Origin of the sequence: Amycolatopsis sp. Hca4, from assembly GCF_013364075.1 — a bacterium.
GTDB lineage: Bacteria > Actinomycetota > Actinomycetes > Mycobacteriales > Pseudonocardiaceae > Amycolatopsis.
On record NZ_CP054925.1, the window covers coordinates 9,901,310 to 9,924,384 of the forward strand.

Sequence of the window (23,075 nt, forward strand, 5' to 3'; positions counted from 1 at the left end):
GTCTACTGTGGACCGATGGTGCCGCAGCGCCGGAGGGCGAGCCGCCACGGCCCGCACACCACCACCAGCTCGGGTTCGGTGCGGCCGCATCCGCTGGTGCGCACCGGTCCCAGCGCGCCCAGTCGCCGTCCGGTGGTGAGCCACAGGTGGGCGGCCAGTGCGGCGAGGTCGGCCGGAACACCGTCGGCGAGGGCGGTCTCGCCGGATCGGTCGCCCAGCAGGCACCGGCCGCCGCCCAGGGGGATGGCCACGATCCCGAGTCCTGGCCACCGGTCGAAAGCCGCGGCCGCCTGTTCTTCCGCCCGGTGCGGCCGGGCGGGCGCGATCGCGAAGTCCGCCAGGGCCGGCAGGCCGTGCCCGTCGGCCAGCACCGTGCTGAAAGCCGTGCTCCAGCGGGATTCGCGGCCGTACCACCAGCAGGTGAGCGCGGGCCGCGGCAGGCGCCAAGCGGTGATCCGGTGCGCAGTCGTCGTCATGGTGCCACCGGTTCCGGGAGCGGGACCGGCGAAACCGGGACCGCGCGCGCCGGCTCGGGCAGGCCGAGCAGCCGGTACATCGTGTGCCGCAGGAGCCGCCCGGCTTCCCCGGGCCGGGACGTGAGCAGCTCGCGGATCAGGCGCGGCAACCCGGTGCGGTCACGGGCTTCCCGCGCCGCCGACAGCTGCGGGCCAGCGGCCGGTCGTGCCGGCGGCGGGGTGCTTCGCGGGCCAGGACCGCGGCCGGCGTGCCGTCCAGCAGCGGCTGCCCCGGCGTGTCCTCGAGCAGGACGGCCGCACCCGCGGCCGCCGCGTAGGCGGTGACCGAGCCGTAGTCGCCGAGGACGTGGTCGGCCGCCGCCAGGGCCGCGCGCCAGCCTTCTTCCGGCGGCAGCAGGACCAGCCCGGCCCGCAGGGCGTCGGCGAGCCAGGCCCGCACCTGCCAGGCGCCGTGGTGGGCCCAGATGTTCGGGTGCAGCGCCCCGACAACGCGGAAGCGGTCGGGCGGCAGCTCGGCGAGCACTCCGTCGAACAGGCCGGGGTCGCGCCCGAACGCCGAGCGCGGCGACCAGGTCGAGGTGACCACGACGACCTCCTGGTCCGCGCCGACCCCGAGTGCTCGCCGGTAGTGGTCGCGGTGGGGGAGGCTCGCGGTGAGCCGGTCGAGTGCGATGTCCCCGGTGACGACCGCGGCGGGCAGCGCCTGCGGGCACTCCTCGGCAAGCAGGGCGCGCTCGCGCTCGTGGACCAGCGCGAGCGCGTCGGCCCGCAGCCTGCCCTCGCGCAGCAGCTGGTCCGGGCTCAGCCCCGTGCCGTGCCGCCGCGGCCGCGGCACGGCGGTGTCCGGCGGGCGCCACGGCCGGTACTGGCCGAACCCGCCGCCGTGGGGCACCAGCAGAGTCGGCGCGGCGAGCGCGTCGAGACCCCGGGTGCTGCCGGCGAGGACGAGGTCGAACTCGCTGCGCCGGGCCTGGGCCCAAGGCAGCACGACGCCGCCGTGCGCGCGCAGGAACGCTTGGCCTGCTTGCCAGTTGTCGCCCGATTCGGGGTCGGCGAAGACGACCTGGATGCGGTGATCGGCTTCCAGCAACGGCAGCAGGTCCAGCAGCCGGGTGCCGGCGACCGGGTGCGGAACCAGCACCAGAACGGTTTTCGTGCCGCGCCGGGTGGCGTAGTGGCGGTCGGCGCGGCCGACCGGGCTGCGGACCCAGGCTGTGTCGCACATGTGTTTCTCCCTCGCTGTCCGAAAACTGTCACCAGACTGCGCGGAGAGCCGGAAAAACCGGTTTGGCCTGCTGTTCCGCATCTTGACAATCGATCGACAAAGATCGTCATTTCAGGACACTTGTGGCTGTGACCTGGTAGTTCGTGGTGGGGAATGCGAAAATGCCGTGGGCGGAGAGGGGCGGCGTCACGGCTCGCCGCGGGGAGGGGATCTGATGGAAATCGGGTTCGGAATTCTCGGGCAAACGGCTCTGCTGCTGCACGGGAACATGGACGTGAAACCGGTGCGCGGGCGGCCGGGCCAGGTGCTGGCGGTGCTGCTCGCGAATCCCGGACGGCTGGTTCCGGTGGACACCGTGGTCGACTGGGTGTGGGCCGACCACGAAAACCCGCCGCAGGACGCGCTGGGCACGCTGCACCAGGCCGGCGCCCGGTTGCGGCAGGCGTTCCAGGCCGACGGCGTCGACGCCGACCTCACCATCGGCAAACCGGGCTGCCGGCTGGACGTCGACCGCGGGCGGATCGATTACCACCGCTTCCGGGCGATGATGGCCCGGGCGCGGCAGTTCCACGAACAGGGGCAGCACGACCGGGCGCACGTGGAGGCACTGGCCGCGGTGCGGCTGCGGCGCGACGAGCCGCTGGCCGGCCTGCGGACCGCCGCCGCCGCCGGGTGGCGGCTGCGGTGGGCGCGCAACGAGTGGGTCCCGGCCAACGCCTTCGTTGCGGCGCAACAGCTTCTGCTGGGCCAGACGGAACTGGCGGTGGCGCGCCTGGAGGAGCTCGACCTCGCCCACCCGATGGAACTGAGCCTGGCGAAGCTGCGGATCCGCGCCCTGCTCGCCGCCGGGCGCGCCCTGGAGGCGACCGAGTACTTCCGCCGTCTCCGCCGCGAGTTCCAGGAGCACGGCGACCTCCACGCGGCCGGCGAACTGCTCGCCGTCTACAACGAGGTGTTCGCGCCCGGCGCGGCGTCCTTCCCCGCGCCGGCGCCGGCGGCCGAGGAGGCCGAACCGCGGCTGCCCGCGGTCTGGCACCTGCCGCCCGACGTCGACGGCGTGGTGGGCCGCGAAGCGGTGCTGGCCGAGCTCGACGCGTTCACCGCGGACTCGGCCGGCGTGCCGCGCGCGGACGTGGTCGTGCTGACCGGCGGCCCCGGCGTGGGCAAGACGACGGTGGCGCTGCGATGGGCGCACCGGGCGGCGAAGCGCTATCCGCACGGCGTGGTGCTGGTGGACCTGCGCGGCGACGGCCAGGCCGCGGACGCGTCGGCGGCGGACGTCATCGAGCTCCTGCTGGCGCTGCTGGACGTGAAAGTCGACGAAATCGTCTCCCCGGTGGCGCGCGCGGCGCGGCTGGCCCGGCTGCTGCGGCGGCGGCGCCTGCTCGTGGTGCTGGACAACGTCGCCCGCACCGACCAGGTCGAGCCGTTGCTGCGGGTGCTGGCGGAGTGCACGGTCGTGGTGGTGACGCGGCAACGGTTGTCGGCTCTGCTCGCGGCCCGGCCCAGCCCGGTGGTGACGGTGGCGCCGCTGTCGGACGACGCGGCGCGGGCGCTGCTCGAGCGGCGGATCGGGTTGCGCGCCCGGCAGGACCCGGACGGCGTGGCCGCGCTGGTCCGGCTCTGCCAGGGCAACGCGCTCGCGCTGACGCTGGTGGCGGTCCGCGCCGCGGCCCGGACCGGGATGCGGCTGGTGACGCTGGCGGAGGCGCTGCGCGACGCGGACATGCTGCTCGACGTCGGCAACGACGGCGACTGGCCCGGCCGCAGCCTGCGCTCGGCGTTCACCGTTTCCTACCAGGCATTGCCGCCCGCCGAGCAGCGGACGTTCGCGTTGCTGGGCCTGCACCCCGGCGCCGAAGTCGCGCCGGACGCGCTCGCCGCGGCGGACGGGCGGCCGCTGTCGCAGGTGCGGCAGTCCCTGGCCGTGCTGGTGGCCGCGCACCTGATCGAGCAGCCGGGCGACCTCGACCGCTACCGCGTGCCCAACCTGCTGCAGCTGTACGCGGAGTCGCTGGCCCGGCAGCTGGCCGACAACGCGGCGGCGCGCCGCCGGTTGCTCGAGTTCTCCTTGCTGACGGCGTACGAAGCCCACCGGACGGTGTTCCCGGCGAAGCACCGCCCGGAGCTGCCCCGCACCGGCGGCGACGTCACCCCGGCCCGGTTCGCCACCCCGGCGGCGGCCCGGCAGTGGGTGCTGCGGGAGCGCACGACCCTCACCGCGGCGGTCCGGCTCGCGGCGGAAGCGGGCCTGCCGGAAATCGCTTTCACGCTGCCCTCGCTCACGGCCGACGTGTTCGACAGCCACGGTCACTTCGGAGACATCATCGCCGGGTTCACGGTCGCGGCCGCTTCGGCCGCGGCGGTGGGCAACGCGTACGCGGAGGCGTCGAGCCTCAACGACCTCGGGCAGGTCCTGCTGCTGATGGGGCAGGACGCCGAAGCCGAGCCGTACCTGCGGGAGGCGCTGCGGCTGGTCGACGCCCACGGGATCGGGATCGGCCGGGTGACGGTGATGCTCAACATGGCCCGGCGCCACCTGCACGCCGGCCGGATCACCGAGGCCGTGAAGATGTCCCGCGAAACCCTCGAAGAGGCCCGCGCGCTGGACGAGCCCGAGCGCTGCGCGGCGGCCCTGCACCGGCTCGCGGACGCGTTGCTGGAACAGGGCGGGCACCAGCGCGAGGCGCTCGGGCTGTACCGCGAGGCGCTGGCGCTGCGGGAGCGCATCGACTACCGCCCCGGTCGCGCGCAGACCCACATCGCGCTGGCCGACCTGCTGACCCGCATGGGCCGGTACGAAGAAGCCGCCGGCCAGTGCGCCCGCGCGGCGCGGCTGGTGAACGAGAGCCAGCACCTGCCGACGGCGATGAAGCTGAACACGGTCCAGGCCCGGCTGTGCCACGCCGAAGGGGACGACCGCGCGGCCCTGCGGCACGCCCACCAGGCGGTCGAGCTGGCCGACCGGTCGGGGCACGCCACGGGCCGCGGGCGGGCGCTGGACACGCTCGCGGGCATCCTCCTGGACCGCGGCAACATCGAGGACGCGCGTGAGCTGTGGGAACGCGCGGCGCGGCTGTTCCGCGACCGGGAGCGGGTCGGGCAGGCCCAGCGGATCGAGGCCAGGTTGAAGTCGCTGGCGGCGGCGGTGATCCCGGAAGCCCGCGACGGCGAGCGCGACACGGTGGCGATGCCGTCCCCGCGGCTGTCGTCATGGGCGGCCGAGCGCGCCTGACGGGCCTGGCCGAATCGACTGCTCGACGCGGCGGTTGAGGCCGTTCGTGCGGTAGCTGTGGGTTACCTGCGGTTGATCCCTCGCAGTTGCGCTGAGTGATGACCAGGAATGACCGCAGGTCATCATTCGTGGGGCGTGACTAAATGAAGTCGTATGTCACGCGATAGGGTTGTAAATACACACGATAGTGCGAAAGCGATTCACGTTGGCCCAAAATAGTTGCCTTGGGTAACTTTATCTCATGGTCTCGTAGGGGACCCCCGTAACGGGTGAAGAAAGCGCTGCGCTAGCCTGCCGCCTAACAAAGACGGTTTTCAATCCGAAGGCCGCGCCAAGTACTTTCGAGGTGAACGTGAACCGTCTCAGGCGGCTGATGCTGGGCTTGTTCGGCATCGTGTGCATGCTCGCTGTGATGCCCGCCGTGATGCCCGCCGTGATGGCGTGCTTGCCGGCACACTGGCGTTATTACTGAGCGTGCGGAGGCGCCCGGTCAGAAATCGGTGAAGTCGGATCCGGCGGCCGTCGATCGTGGCGGCCGCCCCCGTCCGCGCAGTTGCACGCCCGCCTCGAGCAACATGCGTTTGGTGATGTCCCGGCCGAGGCCGAACGCCTTCCCGGCGTCGGCGATGGATTTGCCACTCAAATAGGTCTCGACCAATCCCGCGGGCGCGGGCGGTGTCATCGGCTGCGGCGCCCGGAACGTGACACCTTGTTCCTGCAGGACGGCACGCAACGTCCGGTAACTGCCGTCGAAATCGGCCAGCAGGGTGTTCAGCGTGGCCCCGGCCAGGTACCGCCGCTTCAGTTCGGCGGCTTCTTCGGCCGGTACGTCGGCGGGGAGCCGGTGGGCCCGCCGGTTGGGTCTGTGCGCTTCTCCGGCCTCGTTCACGAGATCATCGCCGCCCCGAACAGCTGATCCGGTATCGCCGGGGCGTGCGGAGCCAGCCTTGCCGCGCCCGGCGATCTGAGGTGTTCCTCCAGGCAAGGCGATGAGCGAGGAGGCGTACACCGCCAGACGTGTTCTACCCGCTCGCTCGTACGAGCGAGGTGGGGGTTTTCCGTGGTCACCGCGGGCTCACCCCTCGGTTCGCGGATGTGTTCCCGGTTGCGGGAGCGGTTGCCGGGCCGGACGTTGAGGAGACGGGCGACCTTCCGGTTCGTGATGGGGTTCGTCGCGGCGGGATGTGACGATCTTGACTGTCGCCCCGATGTGACACCAATGCCCGCCGGGGGTGAACCCGCGGCAGGCCGCCCCCGGCCCCTCTTCGCCCGCCTCAGCCGGTCAGTTCGCTCAGTTCGGCCAGCAGCTCCGACGCGGTCACCGGGTCGAGTTCGCCGAACACCCTGGCCCCTTGCGGGCCCCAGCCTCCCTCGGCCTTCTCGGCCAGCCAGATGTCCGTCAGCTTCTGCTCCGGTTCCTCGGCCGGCATGCCGACCTGGAGACCCGGCTCGACGTTGACCACCACCGCCCCGCCGTCCGGGGTGGGCCGCAGGAGCCAGCACTCCACGCCGTTGTCCAGTACCGGCCCGCGCAGCCAGCCCCGCTTCGTCAGACCCAGGAGGCGGCCCGTCGGGACCGTGCGGTTCTCGAACCTCCGCAACGTCGGTGCCGCCCGCTCGGCTTCCGCCAACCGGGCCGTCGGACGGCCCAGCTGGGGGAACGGCTGGCGGATCCCGTGACCCGTGAACCGCGCCGACCACGACGGCAGCTCGCCCGCGATGTCCAGGGGGTGGGCCACGCCGACCTCGTCTTGTTCGGAGAGCACGTACTCCTCGTCGTGGACGTCGGCGTACGTGCCGTCCGCCCGGCAGCGGAAGGTCTGCCCCGCCGGGGTGCGCCAGACCAGGCGGCGGACCAGGTGGACCAGCAGCGGGTGGCCGGCCAGCAGCTCGGTGAACTCCGCCGCCGGCCAGCGGCGGCCCAGCACCATCGCCGACTCCAGGCGGGGGATCTGCTCCGCCGCCACCGCGCGGACCTCCTTCTTCAGGACCGCGAACCGCTTGTACTCCGCCGTCGCGCGCTCGGTGTCGTCCTTGGCGCCCGGTTTGGGCAACGCCTTGAGACGCTGGCCGTCGGGGTCCGTGGCATACGGCTTGAGCTGCTCGTCGAACCCGATCGCGAACCGGCGGGGGCCGTAGTCGAGCACCGTGGTGGCCGCCTCGCCGAGGTCGAGGTCCGGGACCAGCCGGTCGGCGAGCTGCTCGGCGGACAGCCCCAGGCCGGCCGCCACCGCCGCGATCTTCTCCTGCGCGCGGAGCTTGAGCGCCTTGAACTTCACCTTCTGCGCGATCGAGTTCAGCTGCCGCAACGCCGGATCGGTGCCGATGCGGGCCAGCACGTCCAGCGCCGCGGCCGCCCGCGTGTGCCCGCCTTCCCCGGGCCACGCGCGGATCAGCGGGCTCAGCCCGCGCGCCACGTCGTCGTCGCCCAGTTCGGCCAGTGCGGTGAGCACCCAGCTGTCCTTGGCCGGGTGGTCCGCGGCCCGCCAGCGACCGAACAGCGCCCACGCGAACCGCGCCAGCGAATCCGGGTCGCAGAAATCGCGCAGGTGCGCCACCCCGGGGTGGACCTCGTCCGGCTTCGACAGCGCGAACAGCATCAGCACGTGCGGGATCACGTGGTCGGGCAGGGCCCGGTCGCCGCCGCGGACGCGGATCTGGGGCAGCACCGCGGGATCCGCCCACGCGCCGGGGACCGGCAGCCGCACCGGCAGCACTTCCAGGGGATCGGTGACGAGCAGCGCGGCGACGGCCTCGGCTGCCTCCGCACCGTGGCGGGCGGCCGCCGCGGACACCGCCGCCTCGTGGCCGCTCTTGGCCAGCGCCCGCAGCGCGGCCTCGGCGGTGCGCCGGCTCGTGCCGAGCGGCCCGAGCGCCACCGGGACCAAGAGCGCCGTGGCGTCGGCGAGGTGCCGCTCGAACCACGCCGACGCGACCTCCCGGGCCTTCTTCAGCCGGACCAGCCAGTCCGCCATGAGCAGGGCGATCTCCGGGCTCACGTACGGCAGCAGCGCTTCGCCCCGCCGACCCGGGTTCGTCGTCGCCATCGCCAGCAGCGGCCGGTAGGCGAGCAGGCCGTGACGGCTCGCCAGGACGCGGCCCCAGATCTCGCCGTGCCAGGTGTCGGCCGGGCGCCACGCGGCGAGCCGCTCGCGCACCCAGTCGTCGGGCGCCTTGAGGAACAGGGTGGGCGCGTCCGCCGCGTACAGCTTCCCGGCGTCGTACTCCTCGGTCGCGCGCGGCCAGCCGCCGTGGAGGCCCCGGTGCAGCCGCGTGTGCCACTCCGTCCACTCGGCCTGTTCGCCCGGCAGCCACACGAGTTTCGGCTCGGCCGGGACCGAAAGTCCACTGAGGACAACGGGTGGCCGCTTCGGGCGGCGCGAAGCCCACGGCGGGTCCGCGAGCACCCGCGGCAGTGCCTCCACGACCGGCAGCCGCTCTTCGCCTTCCAGGGCTCGCTCGACCACCGCGCGTTCGTCGCCGTCCAGCTCGGTCAGCACCCTGGTGGCGACCTCCGGATGCGCCGCGACGTGGGTCCGCAGCAGGAAGCCGGCTTCTTCGGCGTAGCCCGCCGAAGCGGTGGCACCCCGCGCCAGGAGCCGGACCGCGCGCTCCGGCTCGCGGGCCATCACGGCGGTGAGCAGCGGCTGCACGTGTTTCTGCCCCAGCCGTTCCACCAGCAGCTCGAACGCTTCGTCACCCGGGAGGCCCGCCAGCAGGGACAGCGGCAGCTTGCGGGTGTCGCCACCGTGCGGATCCGCGTCGGCCGCTCGTGCGAACACCGGCGCCGCGGCGGCCCCCATCGCGTCGAGCAGCGTGTAAGTGACCTCTTCGCGCTGCAGGGTCCAGTGGAGCACCTCGCCGGGGACCAGTGCGAGCTGGTCCCTTGTGGACAGTGACTGCAGCACCGACGCCCAGTCGAAGGCGTGGTTCCGGATCGGCCGGGCTTCCGCGACCAGCTCGCTTGCCCAGTCCGCGCGCGTGGGCACCAGGTAGGAGGCCACCACCTTGCCGGCCAGCCCGGCCCGGCACGCGGCCAGCGCCGTCACCGCCGCCTCGTAGCCGGCGTCGCCGGAAGCGGCGAGGAGCGTGCGCAACCGCCGGAACACGGGCTCCTCACGGAGACCGGGGTGCCGGTACCCGTCGGTCCACCGCCGCAGCACCTGCGTTCCGTCGACGCGGATCTGGTGGACCACCCCGGTCAGCGCGGCCGCGGCCCCGACCGCGAACCCGGTTCCCCGCGCCCACCACGCGTCGGCGATCCGCCCCAACTTCCGGTGCCCGCCCGGTTTCCGACGCAGCCCGGCGGCCAGGAGCACCGCCAGGACGGCCGCGCCCAGCATGCTCTCGTCACCCGCCCGCGCGGCACCCACCAGCTCCGGGTCGCTCTCCGGGTGCGTCAGCGCGGCGGTCGCCAGGTCCTCCCCGGCGACGGCGGCCCGCCACCAAGCGGCCGCGCCCGCCTCGGGTTCGGCCTCCGGTGCGAACCACCCGCCGCGCCGCACGTGGACGAACGGACGCCACGACGGGTCCGGCACGAAGGTCTCGTTCACTGGTTTCCCCCCAGTTCGGTCGATGCTGGGCCGAAGGCTACGGGAGGGGTCCGACAATTCCGGGGCGCCCGCAGCTCAGGGGCGCTTTCTGGCACAGTGGGGCGCATGGGGGATGACTTCGCCGCCGCCGTGGCGGCCGCCGTACCCGCCGTCCGCGCGATGATCCCGGCCGCGCCCGCCGCCGTGCTGGGCCGGCTGCGGTGCACGCCCGAGCCGCACCGATTGCGGGACGAGCCCGACGTCGTCCGGTCGCTGCGGAGCCTGCCGTCGTGGGTCGTCGAGCGCGTGCACGGCGCGGTCGAGCTGCCCTTGGCCAGGCTCGAGATCCCGGCCCCGCCGGTCGCGGCCGGACTGAAGCCACCGCCGGACGGGACGTTCGCCTTCATCACTTCCGACAGCGAGGCAGAAGCCTTGCGGGAGACGCGGTTGCTGCCCCGGACCCGCCCCGGTCTACCGGAACTGGTGGCGGACCTGACCGCGCGCGCGGCCGACGACGACCGGCTGACCCTGGCCGCCGAAGGCGACGAAGCCGCCATCGCGGCCGCGCACGGCGCCCACCACCTCGCGATCGCGCTGGTGACCGCGACGATCGTCGCGCGCGAGGCAGGCGAGCCGAGCACCGCCGCGATCGTCGGCACGGCACTCGGCGTGGCCGCGAGCCTGCTGCGCACCAGGCCGATGCCCGGCGGCTACGCGGCGGCGCTGCGGGAGAAGGAACGGGCCGAATACCGCCTGCCCCAGCACGGAAGCACGTCGGCGGAAGTCCGCGACCACGTCTTCGCGTTGACCGAAAACGGTGCCCGCGAAGCCGTGGGCCATCGCTTCACGGACAGTGTTTTCCGGGACAACGGCCTCGCGGAGGCCGTCGAAGGCGGCGTGGTCATCCGCACCGGCACGGAGAACGGGCACGTCCGCGTCGGCATCCGGGTGCTGGCCGAGCCGCCCGCGACGGCGGAAACCCTGGGCTGGGAAGAAGTCGTCGACCTCAGCTGGCGCGCGGAGCACGGCTCGGTCGGCGTCGGCGGGAGCGTGACGACGCCGCCGTGGCCCGGCGACTACCGCGTCCGCGTGCACGCCTACGGCCGCGACGAGCCGGAGACCGAGGGCTACGACCTCTGGATCTGGGCGGCCCCGCCCGGGCCGCCGGTCGTGCACGCCCGCGCCGACCGCCTCGGCCACCGCCTGCGCGGCGAGCCCGAGCCGCCGGTCGTCGACCGGCCCGAGGCGCGCTACCGCTGGGTCGACCGGTCCCGCCTGACGGTGGCGGCGACGGTCACCGTGGTGACCGGCCTGCCTGCCGAGGACGTCATCCGCGCGTTCGGCGCGGACCCCGCCCGCCCCGAGCCGCTCGAAGACCTGCGCGAGGCGTACGCGGACCCGTGGCTGGCGGTCCTCGGCCTCGACGGGGTCGTGGTGGCGATCGAGGAGAACGGCTACCACGGCTCCCACGCCGAGGTGCTCACCGCGGTGTCCCGGGCCGGCCGGGCGGCGAGCATGTTCTGGAACGTCAACGGGGTCAGGCGCCTGTCCTTCGCCCGCGCCGGCGAAGTCCTCGCCTCCTTCGAACCGGGCCTGGGCGAGCCGTCCGCGGAGGACGAGGTCGTCGCCGCGCTGGCCGGTCTCGACCTGGAGAACTACCGCGACCGCACGGAAAAAGGCCTGGTCGCCGTCGAGCGGTTCACCGGCCGGGGCCTGTACCCGGAAGACCTGGAGGACATCGACCGCCTCGCCGTGGCCTACCGGATCACCGGCCCCGGTTCACCGCGCTGATGTCGTCCTGCAGCCGTTCCCGGACGTCCGAGAAGGCGTCCCGCGGCGCGGGCGACGTCGCCTGGGACGGCTCGCCCGCCGGCCCCGGCACCGGGTACACCCGGTCTTCGCCCGGCAGCGGGACGCCGGGGCAGATGGTGGCCGCCGGCCGGGCAGACCCCAGGTAGAAGCCGTTCACCAGATCGTCCACACAGGAGTTCCCGCTGACCGCGTACTGGCCGTGGAACGGCGAATCGGCCACCGAGATCATCGGGATCCCGGCCGTCCGCGCCGCCGCCTCCGCCTGCTCGTAGCCGGTCTGCGGATCGAACTCGCCCTGGACGACCAGGATGTTCTTCGCGGCCCGCGGCGAGAGCGTCGGCAGTGCGTTCCGCGGCGGGTCGGACCAGAAGCCGCACGCCTCGCTCAGGCCGTAAGCCCAGCCGAAGAGCGGGTAGGCCGGCCCCTGCAGGTCGCTGAGCAGCTTGTACCAGCTCGCCGTCCGCGTCGGCTGGTCGCCGCACGCCACCGCCAGCCGCGTGCCGGGGACGTCGGCGTAGTCGGGCTCCGGCGGGTCCGCGGCGACGTCGGCGGCGGTCAGCCGGTCCGCCGGACGTCCGAAGACCGCCCGCGAAGCCCGGTCGAGGTCGCTGCGCAGCCCGGCAGGCGGCGGGGTGGCGGCCGCGCCGTCGAGCGCCGCCGCGCCCTTGGTCAGGACCAGGGCGCCGGTCATCCACTGCCGGGTGCTGCCGTTGCCGACGAAGACCGAGTCGAAGACGTCGGGCGGCACGCCCTTGGTCTTGAAGAAGGTGCGCAGCCGCTCCCACTTGGCGCGGACCTCGGTGGCGGTCTTGCCGAGCTGGTCCGGGAACCGGCGGGCCAGCCACGGCGCGTAGACGCGGTCGAACTGGCGCTGGTCGATCTTCGGGAACGCCTCGAACGCGGCCTGGAGGCGGCCTTCGAAGTTGACGCTGGAGTCGAGGACGAGCTTCCCGGCGCGGTCCGGGAACAGCGACGCGTACTTCGCGCCGAGCCAGGTGCCGTAGGAGAAGCCGAGGTAGTTCAGCTTCTCGTCGCCCAGCAGGCTCCGGATCAGGTCCATGTCGTGCGCGGTCTGCCAGGTGGTGATGTACGGCGCGAGCGCGTCGCTCTGGCACGCCTCGGCCAGCACGCGCGGCGTCCGCTGGTGCTCCGCGATGCTGCCGGCCGAGCGGTCGCGGGCGTCGAGGTCGTCGTCGTCCTGGGGCAGCCGGCCCAGCGGCACGTGGCACACGTACCCCTCATCCGTGCCGCCCTCCTGGCCGGTGCCCCGCGGGTCCATCCCGACGATGTCGTAGTGCGCGTTGACCTCCGGTTCGAGCCCGGCGAGCGCGCCCGCGAGCGACGTCCCGCGGCCGCCGGGCCCGCCGGGGTTCACCAGGATCGCGCCCTGCCTGCTGCCGGTCGCCGCCACCCGGCTGATCGCCACCTGCAGGTCGTTCCCGGCCGCCGGCGCCGCCCAGTCGCGCGGGACGGTGATCCGCGCGCACTGCGCGACCGGTGGCTGGCGCTGCTTGAACGGGCAGGCGCCCCAGGAGACCTCCTGGCCGCGGTACGGCGCGAGCGGGTCGGGCGTGGTCGCGGCGGCGGGTGCGGTGGTCGCGACGAGGACCGAGACAGCCACCGCCAGCCCAGCTCGGGACGTTCGCACCGCACTCTTCCTTCCTCGCGCACCGGCCGGGCAAGATCCAATCACGGCCGGTGGGGGAGCGGCAGCGCAAAGTCGCGGCTCGCCGCGCGGATTCCGTCGATCCGGTGAACGTCGCGGCGCCGGTCAGGTGCGGTACGGCCCGTGGTTCCCGAGATCGGGGCTGACCCGCGGCTGCGGGCCCTCCTGCCCGGGCACCGGGGTCACGGTCGGGCGCCACGCCGGGTCCGTCGCCGCCGGCTCGACGACCACCTCGGTGGCCGGCCGGACGTAGGTCTCGGTCGCCGTCCGCTCGGGTTCGCGCTCCTGGAAGTGCTCCTCGACGATCCGGTCGTGACGGCGCTGGGAGAGCACGGCCAGCGTGAGCACGTGGGCCACCGCCATCAGCAGCAGGAAGACGCCGAGCCTGCCGACCAGCGCGGCCGTCGAGCCGGACCACTGCGGGCCGACCACCGAGAGCAGGGCGAGCACGCCGAAGGAGACGAGGTGGAAGACGGTCACCACCATCCACGCCATCGACCCCGACCCTTCGCCGCCGTCCGGCCCGCTGAGGTAGCGGCGGCCGCCGCGGTAGAGGACCTGGCCGTCGGCCACCACGAAGACCAGGCCGATGATCAGGAAACCGGTGAGGTCGTTGTCGGGCATGCGTCTCCTCCTCGTTTCCGACGGGGTACCCGGCCCGGCCGGGCCCGGACGGCGTTTCACCGGAACGAGCGACGACGGCGGTCACACCCGGGAATCAATCGCGGCTCCCGGACGTCTGAGGGGGCGTGAAGAAGATTGGGTTCCTGTCGTTCGGCCACTGGTCGCCGGGCGCGCACTCCGAGACCAGGTCGGCCGCCGACTTCCTGCACCAGTCGATCGACCTGGCGGTGGCCGCCGAGGAGCTCGGCGTGGACGGCGCCTACTTCCGCGTGCACCACTTCGCGCGGCAGGCGGCGAGCCCGTTCCCGCTGCTCGCGGCGATCGGCGCGCGGACGTCGAAGATCGAGATCGGCACCGGCGTGATCGACATGCGCTACGAGAACCCGCTGTACATGACCGAGGACGCGGGCTCCGCCGACCTGATCTCGGGCGGCAGGCTCCAGCTCGGCATCAGCCGGGGATCCCCCGAGCAGGTGATCGACGGCTGGCGGTACTTCGGGTACGCCCCCGGCGAGGGCGAGACGGACGCCGACATGGCCCGCCAGCACACCGAGGTGTTCCTCAAGCTCCTGGAGGGCGAGGGCTTCGCGCAGCCGAACCCGCGGCCGATGTTCGCCAACCCGCCGGGGCTGCTGCGGCTCGAGCCGCACTCCGAGGGCCTGCGCGAGCGCATCTGGTGGGGTTCGGGCTCGAACGCGACGGGCGTCTGGGCCGCGAAGCTGGGCATGAACCTGCAGAGCTCGACGCTCAAGGACGACGAAACGGGCGAACCGCTGCACGTCCAGCAGCGCAAGCAGATCGAGGCCTACCGCGAGGCGTGGACCGAAGCCGGTCACGAGCGGGAGCCGCGGGTTTCGGTCAGCCGCAGCATCTTCGCGCTGACGAACGACACCGATCGCGCGTACTTCGGCCGTGACCGCCAGTCGCGCGACCAGGTCGGCATGATCGACGAGAACACCCGGGCGATCTTCGGCCGCTCCTACGCCGGCGAACCCGACGAGCTGGTGCGGCAGCTCAAGGAGGACGAGGCGATCCAGGCCGCGGACACCCTGCTGCTCACCATCCCGAACCAGCTCGGCGTGGACTACAACGCGCACGTGCTGGAGAACATCCTGAAGCACGTGGCCCCGGAGCTGGGCTGGCGCTGACGAACGGCGGCCCGGTGGCGGCCGGGCCGCTCGTCTCAGCCGTGGGTGACCTTCAGGCCGTAGAACGCCACCCGCGCGCCCTTCGTCGTGCTGTCCGAAGAGGACTGGTTGTACGAGCCGGCCTTGAAGTACTGCTTGTACGCCTTGAACGACGACGGGATGCTGTAGTGCGTGGTGCTGCCGTTGACCGTGAGGTCGATGGTGTTGCCGCCGGAGATGCCGATCGTGTAGGTCCACGTCTTGCCGATCGACACGTGCCCGACGGTGTGCGGCGTCTGCCCGCCGTCGGGGGAGTTCTCGGTGCCCAGCACGATGTCCCCGCTCGCCCGGTAGTACAGCTCCAGCAGCGGTTTCGTCGACGAGCCGCCGGTGCCCAGGTGCACCTGGCCGACGCACACGTTCGACGTCACGGAGACCACGCGCAGGGTGGCGCTCAGCTTGTGCGACCCGCTCAGCGACCAGTTCGCCGCCGAGCCGTCGCGGTTCATCTCGCGCAGTTCCGACCGCGCGTAGTTCGAGTTCGGCGTGGTGACACCCTTTTCCGGCGCCCAGAAGGTCATCGCGCCGTCACGGGTGTCGGTGTAGAAGTAGCTGTCCTGGAAGCCGCTGGGCCCCTGCAGCCGGGACGAGGAGATGGTCGTCGGGCTGCCCGGCGAGCCGACCGGCTCCTGCAGCTGCCAGACCGAGAGGTCGAAGTTGCCGCCCGGGGCGACGGACGGGTCCGCCGCCAGCGCGGGGGAGGCGGTCGCCACGGCCAGGGCCGGGACCGCCAAGAGGGCGAGCAAGGCGCGCACACGCATGGTCGGGTGTCCTTTCACACGGATAACTGGTCTGGACAACCCGGCGGCGTGGCACTCACGGTAGGTCGGCGCTCACCCCTTGTCAAGATCGCCGGAGACGCGAACAGGCCCGGCCGGAAAATCCGGCCGGGCCCGTTGCTTCGGTGGGTCAGGCAGTGAAGATCAGGCGAGGTCGAAGCGGTCCAGCTCCATGACCTTCGTCCACGCGGCGACGAAGTCCGCCACGAACTTCTCGCGGGCGTCGTCACTGGCGTAGACCTCGGCCAGCGCGCGAAGCTGCGAGTTCGACCCGAAGATCAGGTCGACCGCGGTGGCGGTCCACTTGACCTCGTCGGTCGTCACGTCGCGGATCTCGTAGACGTTCTCCGCCGACTCCGAGGCCTTCCACTTGGTGCCCGGGGCGAGCAGGTTGGCGAAGAAGTCGTTGGTGAGTGCGCCCGGCTTGTCGGTGAGGACGCCGTGGGCGGCACCGCCGTGGTTGGTGCCGAGCGCGCGCAGGCCGCCGACCAGGACGGTCATCTCCGGCGCGGTCAGGTCGAGCATGTACGCGCGGTCGACCAGCAGCACCTCCGGCTGGCGCTTCTCGCCGGCCCGCAGGTAGTTGCGGAAGCCGTCGGCCCGCGGCTCGAGGACCTTGAACGAGTCGACGTCGGTCTGCTCCTGCGAGGCGTCGGTGCGGCCGGGGTGGAACGGCACGGTCGTCTCGACGCCGGCGTCGCGCGCGGCCTTCTCGACGGCGGCCGAGCCGGCCAGCACGATCAGGTCGGCCAGCGAGATCTGCGCGCCGCCGGCCTCGTTGAACTCGCGCCGGACGCCTTCGAGGATCTCCAGGACCTTGCCGAGCTGCTCGGGCTGGTTGACCTCCCAGTTGCGCTGCGGCTCCAGGCGGATCCGGGCGCCGTTCGCGCCACCGCGCTTGTCGGTGGAGCGGAAGCTCGCGGCCGACGCCCACGCGGTCGAAACCAGCTCGGAGACCGAAAGACCGGACTCCAGCACCTTCGCCTTGAGGGCGGCGATGTCGGCGTCGCCGACGAGCTCGCCCTCGACGGCCGGGACCGGGTCCTGCCACAGCTGCGGCTCGGCGACCCACGGGCCGAGGAAGCGGCTGACCGGGCCCATGTCACGGTGCAGCAGCTTGTACCAGGCCTTGGCGAAGGCCAGCGCGAACTCGTCCGGGTTGTCCTTGAACCGCTGCGAGATCGGGCCGTAGACCGGGTCGAAGCGCAGCGACAGGTCCGTCGTGAGCATCGTCGGCTTGTGCTTCTTGTTCGGGTCGAACGGGTCCGGGATGATCTCCGGCGCGTCCTTGGCGACGTACTGCTTGCCGCCACCCGGGCTCGTGGTGAGCTCCCACTCGTAGCCGAAGAGGATCTCGAAGAAGCGGTTGCTCCACTCGGTCGGCTTGTCGGTCCAGGTCACCTCGAGACCACTGGTGATCTGGTCCGGGCCCTTGCCGCTGCCGAGCGTGTTCAGCCAGCCGAGGCCCTGGGCCTCCAGCGGGGCGCCTTCCGGCTCCGGGCCCACGTGGTCGTCGGCCACGCCGGCGCCGTGGGTCTTGCCGAAGGTGTGGCCACCGGCGATGAGGGCGACGGTCTCCTCGTCGTTCATCGCCATCCGGGCGAAGGTCTCGCGGATGAAGTGGGCCGCGGCCTCGAAGTCCGCGCTGCCGCGGGGACCCTCGGGGTTGACGTAGATGAGGCCCATCTCGGTCGCGCCGAGCTCCGGCACCATCTCGGTGTCGGTGGCGTAGCGCTCGTCGCCCAGCCAGTCGTCCTCCGGGCCCCAGAAGATCTCTTCCGGCTCCCAGGTGTCGACGCGGCCGAAGCCGAAGCCGAAGGTCTTGAAGCCCATCGACTCCAGGGCCACGTTGCCGGCCAGGACGAGCAGGTCGGCCCAGGAGATCTTCTGGCCGTACTTCTGCTTGACCGGCCACAGCAGGCGGCGGGCCTTGTCCAGGTTGGCGTTGTCCGGCCAGCTGTTCAGCGGGGCGAACCGCTGGCCGCCGTCACCGGCGCCGCCGCGGCCGTCGTAGATGCGGTAGGTGCCCGCCGCGTGCCAGCTCATCCGGATCATCAGGCCGCCGTAGTGGCCGAAGTCCGCCGGCCACCAGTCCTGCGAGGTGGTGAGGACGTCGGTGATGTCCCGCTTGAGGGCCTCGACGTCGAGCTTCGCGAACTCCTTGGCGTACTCGAACTTCTCGCCGAGCGGGTTGCTCTTCGACGAGTGCGCGCGCAGCGGGCTGAGGTCGAGCTGGTTCGGCCACCAGTCCTGGAGGGTGCGCGGCCGGCCGCCGGTCTTGGGGGTCGGCGAGTCGATCGCCGGGTTCTCGCTCTCGCTGCCCTGCGAAGTCACCGAGTCGTGCGCGACCGGGCAACCGGCCGCCGCCTTCTTGTCCACGCCCTGCGCGGAGGACGGGTTGTCCTGGGTGGAGCTCATTTACTTCCTTCCGGGAGCGGCGAATCATTTCGGGGACGGGCGGCCGCGCAGTCGGGGCAGGTGCCCCAGTAGACGACCTCCGCCTGGTCGATCACGAAACCGTGGTCGTCGGAGGCGGTGAGACAGGGGGTGTGGCCGACGGCGCAGTCGACGTCGGCTATCGCCCCGCACGAGCGGCACACGACGTGGTGGTGGTTGTCACCCACCCTGGCCTCGTAGCGGGCGTTCGCGCCGGCCGGCTGGATGCGCCGGATGAGCCCGGTTTCGGTGAGCGCCCGCAGCACGTCGTAGATCGTCTGGTGCGACACCGACGGTTGCTCGGCGCGCACCAGGTCGATCACCGTCTCGGTGTCGACGTGGGGATGGTCGCGCAGCGCGGCCAGCACGGCCAGCCGGGGTCGCGTGACCCGCAGCGAGACCGCCCGCAGCTGTGCTTCGAAGTCCGACATCGCCGCCGACCCTAGGACCTTTTCTGGAATGGGTCAAGTTTTGGCCCCCATCCGTGTGGCCGATCCGGGGTTCACGCTGAGTCAGCGGCCCGGTTAGGCTCGCGGGCATGCCGGACACGCAGTACGAAGACCTCCTCCGCCACGTCCTCGACACGGGCGCCCGCAAGGGCGACCGTACCGGCACCGGCACGAGGTCGATCTTCGGGCACCAGCTGCGCTACCGCCTGTCCGAGGGTTTTCCGCTGATCACCACGAAGAAAGTCCACTTCCGCTCGATCGCCTACGAGCTGCTGTGGTTCCTGCGCGGCGACGCGAACGTCTCGTGGCTGCAGGAGCACGGCGTCACGATCTGGGACGAGTGGGCGGCGGCCGACGGCGACCTCGGCCCGGTCTACGGCGTCCAGTGGCGCTCGTGGCCGACCCCGGACGGCGGACACGTCGACCAGATCGCCGAGGTGCTGCGCACGCTGCGTGAGAACCCGGACTCGCGGCGGATCATCGTGTCGGCGTGGAACGTCGCCGACATCCCGCGGATGGCGCTGCCGCCGTGCCACGCGTTCTTCCAGTTCCACGTCGCCGACGGCGAGCTCTCCTGCCAGCTCTACCAGCGCAGTGCGGACCTGTTCCTCGGCGTGCCGTTCAACATCGCCAGCTACGCGCTGCTGACCCACATGATCGCCGCGCAGGTCGGGCTCGGCGTCGGCGACTTCATCTGGACCGGCGGCGACTGCCACATCTACGACAACCACGTCGACCAGGTGCGGACGCAGCTGGCCCGCGACGCGCGGCCGTTCCCGACGCTCGGGCTGAAGCCGGCCGACAGCCTGTTCGACTACACCTACGAGCACTTCGCCCTCGACGGCTACGACCCGCACCCGGGCATCAAGGCGCCGGTGGCGGTGTGATCGGGCTGGTCTGGGCCCAGTCGGCGAACGGCGTCATCGGCCGCGACGGCGAGCTGCCGTGGCACCTGCCGGAGGACCTCAAGCACTTCCGCGCGGTGACCTCCGGGGCGGCGGTGCTGATGGGGCGGCGCACGTGGGAGTCGCTGCCGCCGCGGTTCCGGCCGCTGCCGGGGCGCCGGAACCTGGTGCTGTCGTCGACGCCGCAGGACGGGGCCGAAACGTTCCCGGACCTGCCGTCGGCGCTGGCCGCGGTGCCCGGCGACCTGTGGGTGATCGGCGGCGCGGCGGTGTACCGGGCGGCGCTGCCGCTCGCGGACCGGATCGTCGTCACCGAGCTGCGGGAGTCCTTCGAGGGCGACACGTACGCACCCGAGGTCGGCCGCCCGGCGGACTCCGTCGGCGAGTGGCTGGCGTCGTCGACCGGCCTGCACTACCGCTTCCTGACCTGGGGCTGAACCCCGCTCCCGCCGCCCGGGCCGTTGCGCTCGCCGGGGTCGGCGCTATACGGTTGCCTTGAACTAGAACACGTTACAGTTCTGGTGGCCGGTCGTAGGGAGGAGCGGACATGGCGAAAAGGGCGGCGCGCGGCGACGAGGCCGACTACGTCGTCGTCGGGTCGGGGAGCTCGGGGGCGGCGATCGCGGGACGGCTGGCACAGGCCGGGGCCAGCGTGATCGTCCTCGAAGCCGGCAAGAGCGACGAGCAGCTGCTGGTGAAGAAGCCCGGGCTGGTCGGGCCGATGCACGCGGTGCCGCAGCTCAAGAAACCGCTCGACTGGGGCTTCTACGGCGTCCCGCAGAAACACGTTCTCGATCGGCGGATGCCGGTGCCGCGCGGCCGGGTCGTCGGCGGCTCCAGCTCCATCAACGGCATGGTCTACGTGCGCGGCAACCGCGCCAACTTCGACTCCTGGGCCGCGGAGGGCAACACCGGCTGGGACGCCGACAGCGTCAACGCCGCCTACAAGCGCATGGAGGACTTCGAAGACGGCGAGAACGCCTTCCGCGGTGCGGGCGGCCCGATCTGCGTCACCCGCGCGAAGAACCCCCAAGAGGGCTCGCTGCAGTTCATCGACGCCACGTCCGACGCGCTCGGCTGCAAGATCCTCGACGACTACAACGCCGAGTCCCAAGAGGGCGTCGGCCGGATGCAGCAGAACGCCGCCGACGGCCTGCGCTACAGCGCCTCGCGCGGCTACCTCCACCACCTCGCGCCGCCGACGCTGGAACTGCAGGACCGGGTGCTGGTCGAAAAGGTGCTCATCGAGAACGGCCGCGCCACCGGCGTCGAGGTGCTCGACCGCGGCCGCCGTCGCACCATCCGGGCCGGCAAGGAGGTCATCCTCTCCGCCGGCGTCATCGGCTCCGCGCAGCTGCTGATGCTCTCCGGCATCGGCCGCGCCGAGCACCTCGAGGAGCACGGCATCGACGTCGTCGCCGACCTGCCCGTCGGGGACAACATGCACGACCACATGTTCCACGCCCTGACGTTCCACGTCTCGAGCAGCAAGAACAAGGGCACGGCACCGTACTTCGCCCGCGGGCTGGCCCGGGAGCTGCTGCGCCCCGGCACCACGTTCCTCGCCAACTCGGTCTTCGAGGCGGTCGCGTTCCTGCGCACCTCGCAGGCCGGCGCGGTCCCCGACCTGCAGCTGCACCTGCTGCCGTGGGCCTACGTCTCGCCCAACCAGGACGCGCCGATCCGCCACGACGTCGACAAGCGCCCCGCGCTCACCGTGCTGACCACGCTGATCTACCCGAAGAGCCGCGGCACGCTGCGGCTCGCCTCGCCCGACCCCGCGGTGGCCCCGCTCATCGACTTCCAGTACCTGTCCGACCCGGCCGACCTCGAACTGCTCGGCGAGGGCTCCGAGATGGTGCGCGAGATCTTCGCGTCCAAGGCGTTCAAGGGCGCGGTCAAGGAAGAGATCCACCCGGGGGCCCGGCTGAAGGGCCAGGAACTGCGCGACGCGATCCTCAACCGCGCGACGTCGGTCTACCACGGCGTCGGCACCTGCCGGATGGGCGTCGACGAGCTCGCCGTCGTCGGCCCCGACCTGCGCGTGCGCGGCGTCGAGGGCCTGCGCGTCTGCGACGCCTCGATCATGCCGTCGATCACCGGCGGCAACACCAACGCGCCCTGCATCATGATCGGCGAAATGGGCGCCCAGCTCGTCCTCGGGAGCCGGTCATGACCCTCACCCCGCTCGGACTCACCCGCCCCGCGTCGGTCACGGACGCCTTCCTGCAGCAGCTCGTGGCCCGCGTCCCCGGCTCGGCCGGGGGAACCTGGAAGCTGACCGAGGTCTACACCGGCGACCTGCTCGTCGAGCTGCCGCAGTCGACGCCCGAAGACATCGAGCGCGCGTTCACCGTGGCGCGCGAAGCCCAGCGGAAGTGGGCGGCCACGCCGGTCAAGGAGCGGCTCGCGGTCTTCAAGCGGGCGCACGCGCTGTTCGTCGAGCACGCGCGGACCGTCGCCGACCTGATCCAGGTCGAGAGCGGCAAGAACCGGCGGATGGCGATCGAGGAGACCTGCGACCCGCCGATGGTGATGAGCCACTACCTGAAGCGGGCCGCCCGCCTGCTCGCGCCGGTCCGGCGGGGCGGCCCGGTGCCGCTGCTGACGACGTCGACCGAGGTCCGGCTGCCCAAGGGGGTCGTGGGCATCATCGCGCCGTGGAACTTCCCGTTCGCCACCGGGGTTTCCGACGCGGTCCCGGCGTTGGTGGCCGGCAACGCGGTGGTGCTGAAGCCGGACAACAAGACCGCGCTGTCACCGCTCTACGGCGTCCGGCTGCTGGAGGAGGCGGGCCTGCCGGAAGGGCTGTTCCAGGTGGTGTGCGGCGAGGGCCCCGACGTCGGCCCGACGCTGATCGACCACGCGGACTACGTGATGTTCACCGGTTCGACGGCCACCGGCCGGGTGATCGGCGAGCGGGCGGGCCGCAACCTGATCGGCTGCTGCCTCGAGCTCGGCGGCAAGAACCCGATGATCGTCCTCCCGGACGCGTCCCTGGCCGAAGCGGTCCAGGGCGCGATCTTCGGCGCGTTCGGCAACACGGGCCAGATCTGCATGCACATCGAGCGGATCTACCTGCCGGAGTCCCGCTACGAGGAGTTCAAGACGGCGTTCGTGGCGGCCGCCTCGGCCCTCGACGTCCGCGCCGCCTACGACTTCGGGCCCGACATGGGCTCGCTGGTATCGGTCGACCACATGCGCCGCGTCAAGTCCCACGTGGACGACGCGGTCGCCAAGGGCGCCACGGTGTTGTGCGGCGGCAAGCCACGCCCCGACCTCGGCCCGGCCTTCTTCGAGCCGACGATCCTCGAGGGCGTCACCTCGGACATGCTGTGCGGCGTCACGGAAACGTTCGGCCCGGTGGTGGCGCTGCACAGGTACCGCACGGTCGACGAAGCGGTGGCGCTGGCCAACGACACGGACTACGGCCTCAACGCGTCGGTCTGGAGCACCGACGTCCCGGCGGCCCGCGCGGTGGCGGCCCGGATCGAGTCGGGCAACGTGAACGTCAACGACGTCCTGGCGACCGCGTACGCGGCGAAGGGGACACCGTCCGGAGGGGTGAAGAACTCCGGCGTCGGGGCCCGGCACGGGGACCAGGGGCTGCTGAAGTACACGGACGTGCAGAACCTGGCCGTGCTGAAGAAGCAGGTGATGGGACCCCGGCCGGGGCAGGGGTACGAGAAGTACGTCGAGAGCATGCTTTCCGGGCTGAAGCTGATGCGGAAGCTGCGGATCCGGTAGCG

17 protein-coding genes are annotated in these 23,075 nt (G+C 72.4%); 7 read left to right on the forward strand and 10 right to left on the reverse strand.

Features of this window, described 5'->3' with window-relative positions:
• Nucleotides 1–2: 2 nt before the first annotated feature.
• The 3 genes from HUT10_RS44825 to HUT10_RS44835 are packed head-to-tail and all read right to left on the reverse strand — an operon-like array spanning nucleotide 3 to nucleotide 1,701.
• On the reverse strand, nucleotides 3–476 hold the full coding sequence (locus HUT10_RS44825) for a hypothetical protein (RefSeq protein ID WP_176176765.1): 474 nt from the start codon (nucleotides 474–476) through the stop codon (nucleotides 3–5).
• Nucleotides 473–625 carry a hypothetical protein gene (locus tag HUT10_RS44830; RefSeq protein ID WP_176176766.1) on the reverse strand — a complete coding sequence of 51 codons (153 nt, stop codon included), beginning with the start codon at nucleotides 623–625 and terminating at the stop codon, nucleotides 473–475. Before HUT10_RS44830 ends, HUT10_RS44825 begins: the two co-directional genes overlap by 4 nt.
• Complete coding sequence (locus HUT10_RS44835) at nucleotides 613–1,701, reverse strand: hypothetical protein (protein WP_176176767.1); 1,089 nt, start codon at nucleotides 1,699–1,701, stop codon at nucleotides 613–615. Before HUT10_RS44835 ends, HUT10_RS44830 begins: the two co-directional genes overlap by 13 nt.
• Nucleotides 1,702–1,915: 214 nt before the next feature.
• Between HUT10_RS44835 and HUT10_RS44840 the strand changes: the two genes are divergently transcribed.
• Nucleotides 1,916–4,936 carry a tetratricopeptide repeat protein gene (locus tag HUT10_RS44840; protein ID WP_176176768.1) on the forward strand — a complete coding sequence of 1,007 codons (3,021 nt, stop codon included), beginning with the start codon at nucleotides 1,916–1,918 and terminating at the stop codon, nucleotides 4,934–4,936.
• Nucleotides 4,937–5,426: 490 nt separating this feature from the next.
• On the opposite strand, the gene HUT10_RS44845 is transcribed toward HUT10_RS44840, so the two are convergent.
• Both HUT10_RS44845 and HUT10_RS44850 read right to left on the reverse strand, forming a co-directional pair.
• Nucleotides 5,427–5,825 (reverse strand): hypothetical protein, encoded by a 399-nt coding sequence (locus HUT10_RS44845; RefSeq protein WP_176176769.1) that lies wholly within the window; start codon nucleotides 5,823–5,825, stop codon nucleotides 5,427–5,429.
• A 385-nt stretch (nucleotides 5,826–6,210) separates the two neighbouring features.
• Nucleotides 6,211–9,489 (reverse strand): DUF4132 domain-containing protein, encoded by a 3,279-nt coding sequence (locus tag HUT10_RS44850; protein ID WP_176176770.1) that lies wholly within the window; start codon nucleotides 9,487–9,489, stop codon nucleotides 6,211–6,213.
• A 105-nt stretch (nucleotides 9,490–9,594) separates the two neighbouring features.
• On the opposite strand from HUT10_RS44850, the gene HUT10_RS44855 reads away from it, so the two are divergent.
• A complete protein-coding gene (locus HUT10_RS44855) occupies nucleotides 9,595–11,259 on the forward strand; it encodes a DUF6461 domain-containing protein (RefSeq protein WP_176176771.1) in 1,665 nt (554 codons plus the stop codon).
• On the opposite strand, the gene HUT10_RS44860 is transcribed toward HUT10_RS44855, so the two are convergent.
• Together HUT10_RS44860 and HUT10_RS44865 are read right to left on the reverse strand one after the other, a co-directional pair.
• Nucleotides 11,234–12,928 (reverse strand): alpha/beta fold hydrolase, encoded by a 1,695-nt coding sequence (locus HUT10_RS44860; protein ID WP_254897305.1) that lies wholly within the window; start codon nucleotides 12,926–12,928, stop codon nucleotides 11,234–11,236. The two genes, HUT10_RS44855 and HUT10_RS44860, sit on opposite strands and share 26 nt — an antisense overlap.
• A 123-nt stretch (nucleotides 12,929–13,051) precedes the next feature.
• Nucleotides 13,052–13,570: a hypothetical protein gene (locus HUT10_RS44865; protein WP_176176773.1), complete on the reverse strand. Its 519-nt coding sequence runs from the start codon at nucleotides 13,568–13,570 to the stop codon at nucleotides 13,052–13,054.
• 125 nt (nucleotides 13,571–13,695) lie between these two features.
• On the opposite strand from HUT10_RS44865, the gene HUT10_RS44870 reads away from it, so the two are divergent.
• A complete protein-coding gene (locus HUT10_RS44870; RefSeq protein ID WP_176176774.1) occupies nucleotides 13,696–14,718 on the forward strand; it encodes an LLM class flavin-dependent oxidoreductase in 1,023 nt (340 codons plus the stop codon).
• Between the two features lie 35 nt (nucleotides 14,719–14,753).
• On the opposite strand, the gene HUT10_RS44875 is transcribed toward HUT10_RS44870, so the two are convergent.
• From HUT10_RS44875 to HUT10_RS44885, 3 genes are all read right to left on the reverse strand, one after another.
• On the reverse strand, nucleotides 14,754–15,518 hold the full coding sequence (locus HUT10_RS44875; protein ID WP_176176775.1) for a polysaccharide lyase family 7 protein: 765 nt from the start codon (nucleotides 15,516–15,518) through the stop codon (nucleotides 14,754–14,756).
• A gap of 162 nt (nucleotides 15,519–15,680) precedes the next feature.
• Nucleotides 15,681–17,954, reverse strand: coding sequence for a catalase/peroxidase HPI (katG, locus tag HUT10_RS44880; RefSeq protein ID WP_176176776.1), 2,274 nt, complete (start codon nucleotides 17,952–17,954; stop codon nucleotides 15,681–15,683).
• Nucleotides 17,951–18,403: a Fur family transcriptional regulator gene (locus HUT10_RS44885; RefSeq protein WP_176176777.1), complete on the reverse strand. Its 453-nt coding sequence runs from the start codon at nucleotides 18,401–18,403 to the stop codon at nucleotides 17,951–17,953. Before HUT10_RS44885 ends, katG begins: the two co-directional genes overlap by 4 nt.
• Nucleotides 18,404–18,510: 107 nt before the next feature.
• Here HUT10_RS44885 and HUT10_RS44890 point away from each other — a divergent pair, with 107 nt between their 5' ends.
• The 4 genes from HUT10_RS44890 to HUT10_RS44905 all read left to right on the forward strand — a co-directional run bounded on the left by HUT10_RS44890 (nucleotide 18,511) and on the right by HUT10_RS44905 (nucleotide 23,073).
• The gene (locus HUT10_RS44890) at nucleotides 18,511–19,308 is read left to right on the forward strand and encodes a thymidylate synthase (protein ID WP_176176778.1); all 798 of its coding nucleotides are present in this window, start codon (nucleotides 18,511–18,513) and stop codon (nucleotides 19,306–19,308) included.
• Nucleotides 19,305–19,763, forward strand: a complete 459-nt coding sequence (locus tag HUT10_RS44895) for a dihydrofolate reductase (RefSeq protein ID WP_176176779.1) — start codon at nucleotides 19,305–19,307, stop codon at nucleotides 19,761–19,763. The genes HUT10_RS44890 and HUT10_RS44895 overlap by 4 nt, the downstream gene beginning before the upstream one ends.
• A 110-nt stretch (nucleotides 19,764–19,873) precedes the next feature.
• Nucleotides 19,874–21,502 carry a GMC family oxidoreductase gene (locus HUT10_RS44900; RefSeq protein WP_176176780.1) on the forward strand — a complete coding sequence of 543 codons (1,629 nt, stop codon included), beginning with the start codon at nucleotides 19,874–19,876 and terminating at the stop codon, nucleotides 21,500–21,502.
• Nucleotides 21,499–23,073, forward strand: coding sequence for a succinic semialdehyde dehydrogenase (locus HUT10_RS44905; RefSeq protein WP_176176781.1), 1,575 nt, complete (start codon nucleotides 21,499–21,501; stop codon nucleotides 23,071–23,073). The genes HUT10_RS44900 and HUT10_RS44905 overlap by 4 nt, the downstream gene beginning before the upstream one ends.
• Nucleotides 23,074–23,075 lie beyond the last annotated feature (2 nt).